Consider the following 16,656-nt stretch of genomic DNA (forward strand, 5'->3'; position numbering starts at 1 on the left):
AAAAGACTCCATCGGGAACCTTATTTTACGCATCCCAGATTGAAGTTCATCCCTAATATTGTTGTAAATCTGGTTAGTTTTATTTTATCCTTAGCCGTAGTGGGCACTTTACTTTATTTCGTTCTGAATTATTTGGTTAAAAAGTTTTACCATTTAAACTGATAAAGTTTCTCTATTTTCTTTTTTTCTAAATGTCTTTAAATCATCAATTATAAGAAGCTTCTTATGGATTGTGACATCAAAGACTGCATTCGTTCTGTTTTATACAAAATAGACAGCTGATAATTTTACTTTGCGAACTTTTATATATATTTGGGCACATTATAATTACATCGATTTCGTTTATTTCTTTTTCTGTATCAAAGACAAGCACTTCTAAATGATTAGAAGTATCTTAAAAAAACGAAAACAATCGATTCAATAGTATCGGCACGGTAGTATTGATTTCAGTATATCTAAAAAAATCCAAAAAAACATTTATTCAATTGAAAATTAAAATTTTATTTATTGGTTTTATTTTTATGGGACTTGTCGCTTGTACTAATAAAGAAAAAGCAACGGCTTTAGATACACTGGAAACGCAAAGTTTTCAAGCAACTCCAAAAGGGGAAATCCATACGGATAATGATAAACCACTTTTAGATTCATCCAAAAATGTTGATTTAAAATATTCATTGGAGCAATTAGATAACACGAAAGGATTATCTAATAGTTCCGTAAATACTATTTTTCAGGATTCCGAAAATTTGCTGTGGATAGGTACTTGGGATGGTCTAAATCGATATGACGGAAATAATTTTAAAATTTTCCGACCTGAATTAGACAATGAAAACAGTCTGAGCAATCAGGTAATTCTTAAAATTGACGAAGATAATACAGGACGAATTTGGATATTGACGATACATGGAATTAATCGGTATGATAAGAAAACGGGTATATTTCAGCAGTATTATTTTTCTAGAAAGAACAAACCACCATTATCAGAATCTGAGTTTAATATGGCGCTGGATGCTTCAAAAAAAGTATTTTGTGCGGTTAAAGATTGGGGAATTGGTTACTTTGATGGAGCTGAATTTCAAGTGTTGGAAACTAAAAATCTTTCGACAAAAGCAGTCAAAAAAATGGAATTCTCTCCAACCGGAGAATTATTGGTCTTGTTTGAAAACAATGATCTTTATGCTTTGTCACTTAAAACTACGAATAACGGCAAAAAAATAATTTCAAAAGTAGCCTTGATTTCGAATAATATTCGAACATTTGGAATCGTATCAAATCAAAAAGTATGCATGATTTCGACAAAAGGAAATGCTGTTTTACATTCTTTGACGGATAAAAAAAATCAACTACTTGCCGAAGATAAAATTAAAAATATCATCGGACACACTCCTGAAGGCCTTGTGATTTCAGGAAAATCAGGCTATTTTATTATTGATAATGCCGGAAATAGTACCATTAAACCTTGGTTGAAATACCTGAACAACCAAAAAATAACAACATTAATACAAGGAAGTGAAAACGTGCTCTGGACAGGTACTGATGGTGACGGATTGTTTAAAATGTACCCATTAAAAAGATCGTTTAATTTAATTTCTAAAGCACAAATTCCAGAACTTGATGGTGGTATCGTTAGGGCATTTTTGGAAGTGGAAGGGAATTCGTTTTGGGTTGGAACAAAAGGAAAAGGATTGTTTCGTTTTCCTTCTAATTTTTATCTAAATCCAGAAAAGCTGCCGCAATACACCACTTTTAACGAAAGTAACAGCCCTATCAATAACGCTGTATTTGCTTTAAGTAAAGGACAGGATGATTTAGTTTTAATAGGAACTGATGGAGATGGCATTACTGTTTTTGATTTAAAAAAATCAAAATTAATCAATTGGTCAGCAATTGAAGGAAATGAAAAATGTGATTATTTTAAGTCAACATACACAATTTATCAGGATAAAAAAGGATTTATTTGGCTTGGAACTAATGGCTATGGAATGATTCGTTGCAAAATAACCCGTTCCGGAGAAAAATTAAAAGTAACCGAATTCAAGAAATACTTGGCTGCCGATAACGAAAAGAATGCGTTAAGCAGTAATATTATTTTTTCAATACTTCCAAAGAATGAAAATCAGCTTTGGATTGGAACCCGTTTGGGTGGTCTGAGTTTATTTGACAAAGAATCGGGGCAATTTCGGACCTATAAAAATATAAAGAATGAACCTAAAAGTCTATCCAATAATGATATATTGTGTTTACAGACGGATGACCGTAATCGGCTTTGGATAGGCACAAGTTTTGGTTTGAATTTTTTGGAAAACATAAAAAATGACGGAAGCGCCGTATTTAAAAGTTTTACAGTCAAAGACGGACTTCCTAATAATACCATCCATGGGATTGTTTCGGATAAAAAATCCAATTTATGGATCAGCACGAATTTTGGATTGTCAAATTTCAATCTTAATAAATCCAAGTTCATTAATTACACCAAAAATGAAGGTCTTCAAAATAATGAATTTGCGGATGGCGCTTTTTACCAAGATTTGAAATCGGATTTTATTTTTATGGGAGGTATAAAAGGATTTAATTATTTTTTACCTCAAAAAATAAAAGAATCATCCGTTGTTCCAGATATTCTTATGGATAAAATTAGTGGACAAAATCAAGCGATTCCGTATTATCAAGGATTAGTAATCGCACCAAATGCGACGACACATCCTTCTATAGTTTTAAATTACAATCAAAACTTTTTTGATATAGAATTAGCGGCTTTGACCTATGTGAATAGTGAAAAATGCAAGTATGCGTACCAATTGATGAATTTTGATAAAAATTGGAATTTCATTAGTAATCGAAGAACTATTTCCTTTACTAACGTACCCAAAGGAAATTACTCCTTGTGGATAAAATGGTCTAATAGTGATGGCGTTTGGAGTAAACCGGTTCATGCTATTGACATCCGGATTAAACCTGTATTTTGGCAGTCTAATCTTGCTATTATTATCTATTCCGTACTGTTTCTACTTTTTGTATTGTTTGTGTTGAGTTATTACAAAAAACGTCAATCGTTAAGCCAAAATATACTTTTTCGAAAAAGAGAAGAAGAACTTCACGAAAACCGACTTACTTTTTTTACGAATGTTGCCCACGAATTTCAAACTCCTTTGACGTTGATTGTTGGGCCTATTCAAAAACTTTCAGAAACAACTAATCTCAGTGAAAGAAACCAAAAATTCATACACATGATTCAACGGAATTCGTCAAGGCTATTATTTCTAACACAGCAATTACTCGAATTCAGAAAAGCAGAATATGATTATTTAGATGTAACGGCAAGGAAATTTGATTTGGTTAACTTGGTAGAGCAAATAGCCGAATTGTTTGACGAGTGGGCATTAGATAAAAATATTGATTACAATCTTGACATTCCATCAACATTGCCAGGATGGTTTGACAAGGATAAAATCGAGAAAATAGTATTTAACTTGATGTCTAATGCTTTCAAATATACTCCTGTAAATGGAAAAATTGAACTTAAATTTAGCATTCAGGATTCAAAAACATTAAACATAACCATTGTAAACACAGGAAAAGGAATTTCAAAAGAGAAATTAGATTCCTTATTTGATCGCTTTTTTCTTTCGGATACCAATGCAATAACGGAAAACGATATGTTTAGAACGGGTATCGGTCTGGCTTACATTAAAAAACTAGTTACTGTATTAAGAGGTGAAATATTGGTTTCCAGTATTGCTGATGAAGAAACAACTTTTACCATTCTGTTGCCTTGCAGTAAAGAAGGATTTAGCGAAAAAGAATTGGATATAGAAATGAGTCCGATTTTGATTTCGCATCATCTTAAAAATATCTTGGAAGAAATTCCGAGCAAGTCTGATGATACTCCAAATAAAATTTCATCACTTGAAGTGCTGGAAGATCATCGCAAAACGGTATTAATAGTCGAAGATGAGAAAGAAATTCACCTGTTCCTAAATGATTTATTAGGAGAGAAATATAAAATCATAATTGCTTATAATGGTGTAGAAGCCCTAGAAGTTCTTGAAAATGTAATTCCGGATATTATCATCAGTGATGTCATGATGCCTTTGATGGATGGAGTAGAACTTTGCAAAAAAATCAAGACTGATATTAAAACTTGTCATATTCCGTTTATTATGCTTACCGCAAAAGATTCGGTTATCCATAGAATTGAAGGTTTGGAAAGTGGTGCGAATTCTTATATTCCGAAACCTTTTTATCCCGATCACTTATTAGTGAGGATTCAAAAATTGCTGGAAGAAAAAGAGTTGCTATTAAGACACTTTACTCAAGATACACTGGTCGAAAATCTATCTGCGCTTCCCATAAATAATGAGGAAAAAGATTTTGTAAAAAGAGTGATAGAATTGATTCGTAAAAATATTGATGATGAAAATCTTCAAAGCTTATTTATTGAGAAAGAATTAGGCATCAGTAATTCGCAATTGTATCGAAAAGTCAAACAAATTTTTGGCTTTACTCCAGGTGATTTAATTCGAACGATACGATTGAAATTTGCCGCAGAACTTTTACGTAAGAATGTATTGACGGTTTCTGAGGTGTGTTACCAATCAGGGTTTAATAACCGTTCTTATTTCTACCGAGAGTTTAAAAAAATGTATAATACCACTCCAAAAAACTATCAGCTTAAATACAAAAATAAGGGATAATTATTTTTTAAACAACTACTAATCAGCATCTTTAATAGAGGTGTACACTTTTGAAGAAATAGTGTACACCTTTTTTTGTACGCTCCAATTACTTTTATCAAATGATTTTAAATCAGCTAAAAAAAACCATTAATGCATTTAATTAACCTAATTTTTATGAACATGAAAAAATTAAATCGAATTATTAATCAATTTAACATATCCCTATGATGAGAAAAAATATCATTTATAATATAGTTCTATTATGGACAATATTGTCTGGGAGCGCACTTTGTGCTCAAACCGTTAAAGGTGTTGTTTCAGATAACAGTGGTCCTTTGCCACAAGTAAATATTACAGTAAAAGGAACAGCGATAAATACTGTTTCTGATTTTGATGGAAATTTTACCATTAATAAAGTAGATTCGAATGCCGTTTTAATTTTTAGTTATATAGGATATTTAACCAAAGAAATTCCGGTAAAAGGAAACAGCATTATCAATGCGATATTAACCAGTGATTCACAAAAATTAGATGAGGTAGTTGTTGTAGGGTATACCAGTCAAAAGAAAGCTTCTATAACAGGTGCAGTAAGCTCGGTTAATATGGATGATTTATCAAAAACCAGAGTTGTGGATGTTGGTCAAGCTTTGCAAGGACAAGTAGCAGGTGTTTTTGTTTCAGCCAATACAGGAGCTCCTGGCGATGGAATCAAAATTCGTATTCGTGGAGAAGGTACACTTGGAAATAATGACGTATTGTATGTGGTTGATGGAGTTCCTACTCGTGATATCTCTTTCCTTAATCAATCGGATGTGAAATCAATGTCCGTATTAAAGGATGCGGCTGCAGGAGCTATTTATGGTTCAAGAGCAGCTGGTGGTGTCGTTTTAATTACAACCAAAGGTGGTGTATCAGGGAAATCAAGTTTTGATGTTGATTATTACTCCGGAATTCACTTTGCCACTAATCTTCCTAAAATGTTGAATACAGATCAATATTTAACGGTAAAAGATCAAGCTTGGCATAATACAGCTGGAAATGCGGCATCGGCGATTAGTCCTTATGCAGCTGACAGGAACAGAACGGACTTGGCAAACACCAATTGGCAAGATGAATTATTCACTACTGGAATATCTAAAAATTTCCAAGCTTCGGCAAGTGGTGGTTCTGACAAAATGCAATATTTAATTTCAGGCGGTTATTTTGGACAAGATGGTATTGTTGTGGAGAATAATGATAAATACCAACGTTTTAATTTCAGAACAAATGTAAACGCAAATCTTTCTGATCGTTTTAAAGTGGGGACTAATTTACAGCTTAGCTATGCTAAACAAGATAAATTATCTTCCAGTGGTGATGCGCCGGGTATCATTCGTCATGCATTAATTCGTCCTCCGGTTTTGGGCGTTTATAAAGATGTAAATGATCCAACCTATTCTGCAAGTAATCCATATACTGATTTGCCTTTTTATACAGGATCTAATGATGGTTGGAGTAAAAATTACGAGTATAGTTCGAACCCAATTGCAATTGTCCACTTTACAGATGACAAAAGAAATACATTTCAAACTTTTGGGAATTTATATGGTGAATATGCATTCTTGAGTGATAAATCGCTAAAATTCAGAAGTAATTTAGGTGTTGATATTCAATTTTCGCATAATAAGAATTTTGGGGAAAATTTTGGAGATGCTAATATTAGCGATACCTCAAATCCATATTACGGTATGGGAAGAAATAACAGACCCAACAGTCTGAACGAAAATAGAGGAGATGCTATGACGTTCACTTTCAGTAATACGTTGAATTATTTAAAAACGATTAATGAAAAACACACTATTAATTTATTGTTAGGAACAGAGAATATTACCAGTAAATCTTCAGCAATTGGAGGTAGCAGACAAAGTTTTGATAATACTACTGATCCTTTTAGATACCTTGATTATGGAAGTACAACGAACATTTATAGTTCAGGATCTGCCAGCAACTGGAGTTTATTATCCTTCTTTGCTTCGGGTACTTATGGTTATGCCAATAAATATTTTGTTACCAGTACCATGAGAGCTGATGCTTCTTCCAGATTTGGAGCGAATAATAAATGGGGTTATTTTCCATCTGTTTCCGGAGGTTGGGTAATTTCTAAAGAAAGCTTTATGGAAAAAGTGGATTGGATATCCAATTTAAAATTGAGAGCAAGTTGGGGACAAAATGGAAATCAAGAAATACCTAATAATGCGTATCAAACAATTGTTGATGTAACTTCTGACCCACCGGGTGTAAAAAGATACGGAAATGAAGATATAAAATGGGAAACGACCACGCAAACTAACTTTGGGGTAGATTTAGGAATTTTGAAAAATAAATTATCCTTTACTGCGGATTATTTTACTAAAAAAACTTCGGACATATTATTGACTGTAGGTTTACCGGCAGTAGCAGTAGGAGTTATAGACAGAACTTTTGTGAATGCAGGAGAAGTAAGCAACAAAGGATTTGAATTTGGATTGAATCTTCAAAACAATGACCATGCATTTAAATACAATGTAAATGCGAACATCGCTACTTTGACCAATAGAGTAAATAAACTTCAAACATTTGTAAAAAATATTTCGGATGATGCTACACATACAAAAACTGAAGTAGGTCAGCCAATAAGCTCTTATTATGGTTTCCAATTTGATGGTATTTATCAAAATGCTGCGGAAGTAAGCAGTACTTTATTTGCAAATGCTAATGGAACGCAACCTGGTGACATCAAGTTTAAAGATTTAAATGGTGATGGTCAGATTAATGGTGATGACAGAACTTTTATTGGTAACCCAATTCCAAAAGTAACCTATGGTTTTGCTTTTTCCAGTTCGTATAAAAACTTTGATTTCTCCTTTTTATTACAAGGAGTAGAAGGAGTGGATCGCTACAATGATTTGAAACAAATCTTGGACTATGATAGCCGTCCTTTCAATTCAACTACTGCGGTATTGAATAGCTGGCATGGTGAAGGAACAAGTAACACAACTCCTAGACTTACTTTTAACAATAATGGTGGCGGAAATGTATCAAGTGTTTTTGTTGAAGATGCTTCTTACCTGAGATTAAAAAATCTTGAAATTGGATACACTTTTAATACTGAAATAGCTGGAATTAAATACCTGCGTTTGTACGCATCAGGTCAAAATTTATTTACAGTAACTAAATACAAAGGCTTAGATCCAGAATCTACTTCATTGATTGACAAAGGAACCTATCCTCAGTCTAAATCATTTATTTTAGGAATAAAAGTTAAACTTTAAATAAAAAATTAAAAAATATAAATTATGAAAAATTTATTTAAAACGGGTATTCTATTGGGCTTGTTGTCATTGGCGAGTTGTCAAGATGAACTTACGCAAGACCCAATTGGATTAACAACGTTGGAGCAGGCAAATACGACTCCAACATTGAATACATTGGAAAAATCAGTGAGTTCATCGTACCAATTACTTTCAAATAGATTGAATATCCTAGCCCAATGGGATTGGGGAGGAGGTCTTGTTTTTCAGAATGATTATATCATGCAAGACATCGCATCGGATGATATGGAGAAAAAATGGTCTTCTGATGGGGATCAACCTTGGATAGACGAAATTAATAATTTCACATTTACTTCTACTAATGGAGGACCAAACGGTTTGTGGAAATATGATTACGAAGGAATTAAAAGAATTAACGCCGCAATAGAATTATTAACAAAAGCTGATATTGAAACTGTTACCGGAATCACTACTGCAAGAAAAAACCAATTGTTGGGTGAAGCTTATTTCTTAAGATCATACTACTATTTTTCTTTGGTTACTAATTTTGGTGATGTGCCTTTAATTTTGGCTCCGGTAAAAACTTATCAGGAAGCTTTTGATGTAGCAGTGAGAGCTGATAAAGGACTCGTTTGGGATAAAATAAAATCAGATTTGGTTTTAGCAAAAGCATTGTTACCAAATTCTAAATATTCTTCTCCAACAGAAAAATGGAGAGTTTCTAAAGGTGCTGTGATTGCACTTCAGGCAAAAGCGGCTTTGTATACGGAAAAATGGACAGAGGTTCCTGCTTTAGTTGATGAATTAGCTGGACTTGGTTTCAGTTTGAACGCCAATTATTTCGATAGTTTCAGTACGTCTAAAGAATATACTGATAATGAAGTTATTTTTTCTTACGATCATCAGTCCAATGCAACACCAAGAAAAGGTAATGGAATTTGTGCTCCTTTAGGATGGGGATTCTTCGCGCCAAGCACCGATTTTTTAAATTCATTTGAACCAAATGATCCAAGAAAATTATACACCGTAGATGCTGCCAATCAAAATGTGAATAAAATGTTAGGTAGTTTAGATGGTGCCAATAAAGGAAATGATGATGCGCCTACAAATAAAGTGTACCTGCGTTATGCTGATGCGTTACTTTGGAAAGCAGAAGCGCTTAATGAAACAGGAAATTATTCAGGAGCGATTGCTATTATCAATCAAATTAGAGCCAGAGCCAGAACTACAGTAACGGCATTAGGAACGATTCCTCCAGTAGGAACTTTGCCGGACAGAGTAGCTTCTACAGATAAAGCGACTATAAAAGGTTGGTTAATTTCAGAAAGAAGAGCGGAACTTGGTTTCGAAAATCAAAGAATGTTGGACTTAAAAAGATGGGGAATTGCTAAAGCAGTGATGACGGCTCATGGAAAAAGTTTCCAAGACAAACACATGTTGTATCCAATCCCTCAATCAGAAATTGATGCCTCAGCAGGTACTTTGACACAAAATACAGGGTATTAATGTTTTAATTAAAGTGGTTTGGTTTAATTAATACTCCCCTGAGAAGTAGCAGTTGAATTTAAAAAAGATTGCTACTTCTCTATTTTTATATTTTGAATTGATTTCTGATGCTTAAAAGTAAAATCTAAACTCTAAACTCTAAACTCATAACGCATACAAACGAATTTCATAAATCTGTACCATTCTTTTAAGTCTAATGGAAATTGATTTTCATTATATATATCTGTAAATAAATAGAATAGTTGTAAATTTCATAAATAAATTTACTGTTAAACTACTCGTTTCCGTATGTAGAAATGGATTTGGACTTAAAAAAAAACTAAAAAACTAAAAATAAAATAGCATGAAAGATATTGCAAAACGTTTTATAAAAAATCCATTATTATCTCCAGCAGATTTACCAGCCAGTAGAGAAGGCTTACAAATTACCTGTCTTCTTAATCCAGGGGTATTTAAATTTGAAGGAAAAACATGGCTGATTGTTCGCGTAGCCGAAAGACCGGAACAAAAAGAGAATATTATTTCTTTCCCTATTTTAACGGAAACAGGAGCTATTAAAATTATCGAAATTCCTACTGATGACCCGGAATTAGACGCAAGTGATGCCAGAGTCATTAATTATAAAGGAGTTGATTATTTAACTACTTTATCTCACCTGAGATTATTATGTAGCGATGATGGGCACCATTTCTATGAACCGGAGAATTATCCGTCTTTAGTTGGTGAAGGAATGCTGGAAACATTTGGAGTGGAAGATTGCAGGGTAACTTTTCTTGAAAACAAATATTACCTTACCTACACGGCAGTTTCTGATAATGGAGTAGGAGTAGGTTTACGCACCACAACCGATTGGAAAAACTTTCAATCCCACGGAATGATGTTACCTCCACACAATAAGGATTGCGCCATCTTTGATGAAAAAATAAACGGGATGTATTATGCTTTACACCGCCCAAGCAGCGTTGATATTGGTGGGAATTATATTTGGATAACGTCCTCTCCGGATGGACTGCATTGGGGAAATCACCATTGTATCATAAAAACAAGAGCTGGACTATGGGATAGCAAAAGAGTGGGCGCCGGAGCTGCTCCCATAAAAACTGAAAAAGGCTGGTTGTCTATTTATCATGGAGCCAATGCAGCACATCAATATTGTTTAGGGGCTTTTTTAATGGATTTACAAGATCCTACAAAAGTAATTGCACGCACTGAAGAACCTATAATGGTGCCTACCGAAACCTATGAATTGACTGGTTTTTTTGGGAATGTAGTATTTACAAACGGACATATTGTACAGCCTGATGGCGATACAGTTACTATTTATTATGGCGCTTCGGATGAGTTTGTTTGTGGTGCGGAGTTTTCTATCAAAGAGATTTATTCACTTTTAAAATTTAACTAATGTTCAAGAAATTACAAACAGAAATTAGTCATTTTAAAAGCCAGACCCATAATTTTCAAATATTAGTACTTACTAATCTGGTCTATGCTATCGTTTTGCCAGTAATCGATATTTTTGTAGCTGCTTACGTGATGAGAAGTTCTAATGATCCCGTAAAAGTCGTGATTTATCAGCTTACTATTTATACCGGAATTCCGCTAACTTTTTTATTGAATGGTTATTTGCTGAAACATTTTAACATTAGAAAATTATATTCGGCGGGAATGATGCTCAGCGGAGTTTCCATGATGATTATGATGTCGTTGAAAACACTCGATTTAGTAGGGATTGGATTTGCTGGAATTACTATGGGATTGTCTTTTGGCTTTTATTGGTCTAATCGAGATTATTTGGCATTAGCCATTACCAATGATACGAATCGAAATTATTATTATGGTTTAGAAACTTTTTTCTATACCATTATAGCCGTTATCATTCCTATTACTATTGGTTGGTTTATTGAATCAAGTGGAGACGAAGCACAAATACATACAGCCTATTTAATCATTACCGGAATCGTTTTTTTAGTGACTGTTGCGGCATCTATAGTTTGTTTTAGAGGAACCTTTAAAAACCCGGAACAGAAACAATATGTGTTTTTTAAATTTCATCAGTTATGGTATAAACTGCTGTCCTTGTCTTTGTTGAAAGGATTGGTACAAGGTTTTCTGGTAACAGCGCCCGCAATGCTTATCATGTTATTATTAGGCAAAGAAGGAGCATTAGGAACGGCACAATCTATAGGAGCAATAATTGCTGCGGTAATTATGTATGTTTTAGGAAGGCTTTCTAAACCATCAGATCGTATAAAAATATTTACCGCCGGATTGTCTTTATTTGCTTTAGGGGCTGTAATCAATGCTTTTTTATTCAATCAAACAGGCGTGATTTTATTTATCTTATTGTTGCTGATTGCAAAACCACTAATGGATTTAGCGTATTTTCCAATCCAGTTTAAGGTAATTGATATTGTTTCAAAAATAGAAAAGAGAGGTGAGTTTGCTTATATTCTAAATCATGAAGCGGGTTTGTTTGTGGGTCGATTTTTGGGTGCCGGAACATTTCTGGTTTTAGCTTATGCCATCTCTACTGAAATTGCGTTGCGATATGCTATTGTAATTGTTGCTGTATTGCAATTAAGTTCTATTTATGTAGCCAAAAAAATTATTGCGGACGGAAAATTGCTTGCACCGGATGAAACAGAAATTGATGTCAAAGTGCTGAATGAAGTAGCAGAAAAATTGGTGTAATAAAACGGTTATTATTTAAAATATAGTTACAACTAAATAAAAATAAGGAATGAATACTATTTTCAAAATCACTTTCGTAGGCCTATTTTTTATCCTTTTGGGAATTAATGGAACGGCTCAAGTTAAGCAACAACGGATAGCTCGTGTGGATCAAATGCCCAACTTGCCAAAACCATTGCAAATCATCGATTATAAAAAGCTGGCGCTCCGTTTTGATAGTACCGTATTTGATTTTAATGCCAAAGGGAAATTTTGGCCTATGGTATGGATGGACAGCAGTAAAAAGAATTTTCCTCAAGATGTTGTAGGAATGTACACTGCAGTTGGTGATGTAAGACAAGGAAAAAATAATAAAGGAATGTTTCATGAAGCTTTGGCAACTATAGGAGCGACATTAGGAGCTAGTTTGGTGGGAATAGACAAAAGCAAACAAAAAAATCTGGACTATGTTGGAATGCTTAAAAACTATTATAATAAAGACGCAGGTTGGGATATTATGATGAATAATACCTGTCCGGAAGTGGCTTTGTTAGGAGGTGGCTATGGACGTGACTGGTGGTACGATGTATATCCAAATCTCTTGTTTTATGCGGTTTATGACAAATATCCCAAAGAACCGGGTTTTAAAGAAATTGCTAAAAGTATTGCAGAAAAATTTTTCAAGGCCGATTCTATATTGAATGGGAATTATGATTATTCCTATTTTGATTATGGTAAAATGAAACCCATGAAAAACAATATTTGTGCGCAACCGGATGCAGCAGCCGGTCATGCTTGGGTTTTATATGCAGCGTATAAAAAGTTTGGTGATTCAAGATATTTAAAAGGAGCGATGCGTGCATTAACTGCGCTAGAATCACAACCTATAAATCCAACATACGAATTATTAATGCCTTTTGGAGCTTATTTATCGGCAAGAATAAATGCGGAACATGGAAAGAAGTATGACACTAATAAAATGTTGGGTTGGAGCTTTGACGGAACTGCTGTATGTCGAGAAGGATGGGGCGTATTAGTGGGGAACTGGAATGGAATTGATATTTCAGGAATTGTAGGCAGTACAGTAGATCATGGTGGTTACGGATTTTTAATGAACACTTATGATGCGGCATGGCCATTGGTTCCTATGGTTCGATACGATCAATCGTATGCCACGGCAATTGGTAAATGGATGTTGAATGCAGCAAATGCTTCCCGCTTTTTTTACCCGCAATACATGCCGGATGAGCATGAAACGAATCCTGAACTGGCTGAAGTTTCAAAAGGAGTAATCGGTTACGAAGGCATGATTCGTCAATCCAGTTATAAAGAGCATGAACATTTAAAAGGACCTGTTGCACAAGGTGACGGACCACTTTGGGTACCTGGAGAAAATCCAAAGGAATCTCAATTCAGTGTTTATGGAAGCGGACACGCAGGTATTTTTGGAAGTATTATCCGTGCAACGGATGTTACAGGAATATTACAGTTAAATTTATTGGCGACTGATTTTTATCATGATAAAGCCTACGCGTCTTTTTTATACTATAATCCTTATACGGCTGATAAAACAGTTTCTATAACTGTCGAAAAAGGAAAAAAAGTGGATTTGTATAATACGGTATCAGGACGTTTTGTAGCCCGTAATGTTACTTCTTCAGCTAAAATAAAGATTGCACGAGAAAATGCAGCTGTAATTGTTTGTGTCCCATCAGGCGGTAAAATCACGTATCAAGGTGCTAAAATGTTGGTGAATGGTATTGTGGTGGATTATAAGTTCCAACAGAAAAAATAAAAGGATTTGCTTATGAAATCGAATCTGTTAATCGTTGGACTAGTTTCTTTTTTGTTGTTGAATAGTAGTTCAATGGCCGCACAAAATACCCAGAACATCCAAAAATGGTGGAAAGAATCGGTCTTTTATCAAATCTATATGCCCAGTTATGCGGATAGCAATGGGGATGGATATGGCGATTTTAAAGGAATGACCGATAAGTTAGATTATTTGAAATCATTGGGAATAAAAGGAGTCTGGCTCACGCCATTTCTTACTTCTCCAAAAGTAGATAACGGTTATGATATTGTTAATTATTACGAGGTAGATCCCACTTATGGCAGCAAAGCCGATTTTGATAAATTTTTGACCGAAGCCCATAAAAGGGGAATCAAAGTAATTATGGATATGGTTTTGAATCATACTTCTACGGAATGCAAGTGGTTTCAGGAATCGCAGAAATCAATTGACAATCCGTATCGGGATTATTACATCTGGAAAGATAAACCTAATAATTGGGAATCTTTTTTTGGTGGTACAGCTTGGCAAAAAGACACGGTAACCAATCAATATTACTATCATAAGTTTGATAAAAGAATGGCCGATCTCAACTGGTCTAATCCTAAAGTGGTTGCTGAGGTTCAAAAAGTACTTCGCTTTTGGCTAGATATCGGTGTCGATGGATTTCGGTTGGATGTGATTAATTTTTTGACCACTAACGGAATTACAGCTGATAATCCTATCAAAGACGGACAGCAAGTACATAGTAACGACATTGATCAAGAAGGTGTGAAAAATGCCATGCGAATGATAAAAGCGACCGTAAGCGAGTATGATAATCGTTTCATTGTTGGCGAAATAGGAAGCGACAAAATTGAAGTATTGAAACAATACCAATCACAAGATTTATTGGATGTTGTTTTTAATTTCAACTTTGGAAGCATCAAAACATTTTCTTCACAGCGTATTTTTGGCGAATTGCAAAGTATGGAAAAAAATAGGAGCAATTATCCCACTTTGTTTTTTGGAAGTCATGATATGCCCAGAATGACAGACCGATTAGCCAATGGGAATCCGGATAGAGCTTTGGCATTGGCAGCCTTGATGCTTACCGCAAAAGGAGTTCCGTTTGTGTATTACGGAGAAGAAATTGGGATGCATAATAGTATTGCCAAGAACTTGGATGAAATGGTAGATATTCAGGGAAGAACCCATTATGAATTGGCTATAGCCAAAGGGAAAAATCCTGATGAAGCACTTGTTGAAGGAAATGAGCACAACCGTGATAAATCCCGAAGTCCAATGCAGTGGAATGGAAATGCTTTTGCAGGATTTTCAACTAAGAAAACGTGGATTAAAATTAATCCGGATTATAGACAAGTCAATGTTCATGATTTAATGAACAAAGAAAATTCTATTCTCAACAATTACAAAAAATTGATTGCGTTACGGAATAATGAAAAAGTGTTACAATATGGTAAATATGACCGATTGGAACATAAAAACAATCAAATTTTATTTACCCGATCTTTTGAAGGAGACAAAATCACTATAATCATTAACTTTGGCTTAGGAAAAGAAATCAGGCTTCCAAAAGGAGCAAAAATCTTGATGGGAAATCCAAAATTGAAATCAAATGATTTTATTATATATAGAAACCAGCAGTAGCATCAATTAGATTAACCGAATAATTACTTTTTAAAACAATAAAAATGAATCTTAATATACCTAATGCTTTAGAAAAAAGTGCTGTTTTTGAACAAATTGCAGCAGCTTTAAAACAAGAAAATTTCACCGTTATAAAACAAGATGAAACGCGTCCTTGGGGAGGTTTTTTTGTAATTAACGAAAGCCAGGCGAGTGCCTTTGCCGCTAAATTTTTCCCACATCTTGGAATGGATACTATTCGAATTACGAATAAGTTAAGTCCGAAAATTTTGGTAGTTGCCCCAAATAAACGGTTGTCATGGCAATTTCACCACCGTAGAGCAGAAATATGGAAAATACTCTCCGGAATTGTTGGGGTAAAAACTAGTTTGACAGATGAAGAAGGTGAACTTCAAAAACTGGCTCCGGGTACTTTTATCCAAATGGACAAAGGAGAACGTCATCGCTTGATAGGATTGGATTCATGGGGAATAGTAGCTGAAATTTGGCAACATACAGACCCTGAAAATCCTTCTGATGAAGAGGATATTGTTCGTTTGCAAGATGACTTCGGTAGATAAAAAAATATTGTTTTGAAAGATAGAGCCAAATTCTTATCTGCCTTTTTTAGAATTCACTTATAGCATTAAATTTCAATTAAATAATTCAAATTTTAGGAATATTAGGAAACTTCATGTAGAACAAATTCTACGTGAAGTTTTCTAATATATTCTACAGGATGTTATTTTTAAGCTAGTTATTTTTGTAGTCAATTCTTTTGTTTAAAGGAAAAAATAAATACAAATTTCAGCGTTAAATGAATGGTATTGAAATATGTTTTTTGTGTTTTTATTAATTAAAAATATTATATTTATGTAATCTCTATCTTAAAACAATAAATATAATTTCTGAGTTAGGATTTTATCTTAACTCATTTTTTTATTATAATAAACAATAAATTTTGATTAGAAAACACTGGACATGCTAACTTAGCCATCACAGAAAGTTAAGAAATAAATCTTAATTTTAACCTATGAAACAAGTGCGCAAAATTTATGACAAAGCTTTTAAAGAGAAAGCAGTCCAATTGAGT

Annotated in this window: 8 protein-coding genes; all 8 read left to right on the plus strand. The window is 34.0% G+C overall.

The window, feature by feature from the left end:
- The first annotated feature begins 485 nt into the window (after positions 1-485).
- Positions 486-4,694, plus strand: coding sequence for a two-component regulator propeller domain-containing protein (locus ACM55I_RS10625; protein ID WP_416846755.1), 4,209 nt, complete (start codon positions 486-488; stop codon positions 4,692-4,694).
- 206 nt (positions 4,695-4,900) lie between these two features.
- Entirely contained in the window at positions 4,901-7,966 is a 3,066-nt protein-coding gene (locus ACM55I_RS10630; RefSeq protein WP_416846757.1) for a SusC/RagA family TonB-linked outer membrane protein, read from the plus strand.
- Between the two features lie 24 nt (positions 7,967-7,990).
- Complete coding sequence (locus tag ACM55I_RS10635) at positions 7,991-9,472, plus strand: RagB/SusD family nutrient uptake outer membrane protein (RefSeq protein ID WP_416846759.1); 1,482 nt, start codon at positions 7,991-7,993, stop codon at positions 9,470-9,472.
- Between the two features lie 343 nt (positions 9,473-9,815).
- Positions 9,816-10,874, plus strand: coding sequence for a glycoside hydrolase family 130 protein (locus tag ACM55I_RS10640; protein WP_416846760.1), 1,059 nt, complete (start codon positions 9,816-9,818; stop codon positions 10,872-10,874).
- Positions 10,874-12,163, plus strand: a complete 1,290-nt coding sequence (locus tag ACM55I_RS10645) for an MFS transporter (RefSeq protein WP_416846762.1) — start codon at positions 10,874-10,876, stop codon at positions 12,161-12,163. Before ACM55I_RS10640 ends, ACM55I_RS10645 begins: the two co-directional genes overlap by 1 nt.
- Positions 12,164-12,212: 49 nt before the next feature.
- Positions 12,213-13,937, plus strand: a complete 1,725-nt coding sequence (locus tag ACM55I_RS10650) for a hypothetical protein (RefSeq protein ID WP_416846763.1) — start codon at positions 12,213-12,215, stop codon at positions 13,935-13,937.
- Positions 13,938-13,949: 12 nt separating this feature from the next.
- Positions 13,950-15,584: an alpha-amylase family glycosyl hydrolase gene (locus ACM55I_RS10655; RefSeq protein WP_416846764.1), complete on the plus strand. Its 1,635-nt coding sequence runs from the start codon at positions 13,950-13,952 to the stop codon at positions 15,582-15,584.
- 44 nt (positions 15,585-15,628) lie between these two features.
- Positions 15,629-16,144: a cupin domain-containing protein gene (locus tag ACM55I_RS10660; RefSeq protein WP_416846765.1), complete on the plus strand. Its 516-nt coding sequence runs from the start codon at positions 15,629-15,631 to the stop codon at positions 16,142-16,144.
- Positions 16,145-16,656: the final 512 nt, after the last annotated feature.

The organism is Flavobacterium algoris (assembly GCF_048158525.1).
In the GTDB taxonomy this organism is placed as follows: domain Bacteria; phylum Bacteroidota; class Bacteroidia; order Flavobacteriales; family Flavobacteriaceae; genus Flavobacterium; species Flavobacterium algoris.

What these genes read in the sequence shown, in the direction of transcription:
- ACM55I_RS10635 (WP_416846759.1), top strand. Translation starts at nt 7,991, where the DNA reads ATGAAAAATTTATTTAAAACGGGTATTCTATTGGGCTTGTTGTCATTG.
- ACM55I_RS10650 (WP_416846763.1), top strand. Translation starts at nt 12,213, where the DNA reads ATGAATACTATTTTCAAAATCACTTTCGTAGGCCTATTTTTTATCCTT.
- ACM55I_RS10630 (WP_416846757.1), top strand. Translation starts at nt 4,901, where the DNA reads ATGATGAGAAAAAATATCATTTATAATATAGTTCTATTATGGACAATA.
- ACM55I_RS10655 (WP_416846764.1), top strand. Translation starts at nt 13,950, where the DNA reads ATGAAATCGAATCTGTTAATCGTTGGACTAGTTTCTTTTTTGTTGTTG.
- ACM55I_RS10640 (WP_416846760.1), top strand. Translation starts at nt 9,816, where the DNA reads ATGAAAGATATTGCAAAACGTTTTATAAAAAATCCATTATTATCTCCA.
- ACM55I_RS10645 (WP_416846762.1), top strand. Translation starts at nt 10,874, where the DNA reads ATGTTCAAGAAATTACAAACAGAAATTAGTCATTTTAAAAGCCAGACC.
- ACM55I_RS10660 (WP_416846765.1), top strand. Translation starts at nt 15,629, where the DNA reads ATGAATCTTAATATACCTAATGCTTTAGAAAAAAGTGCTGTTTTTGAA.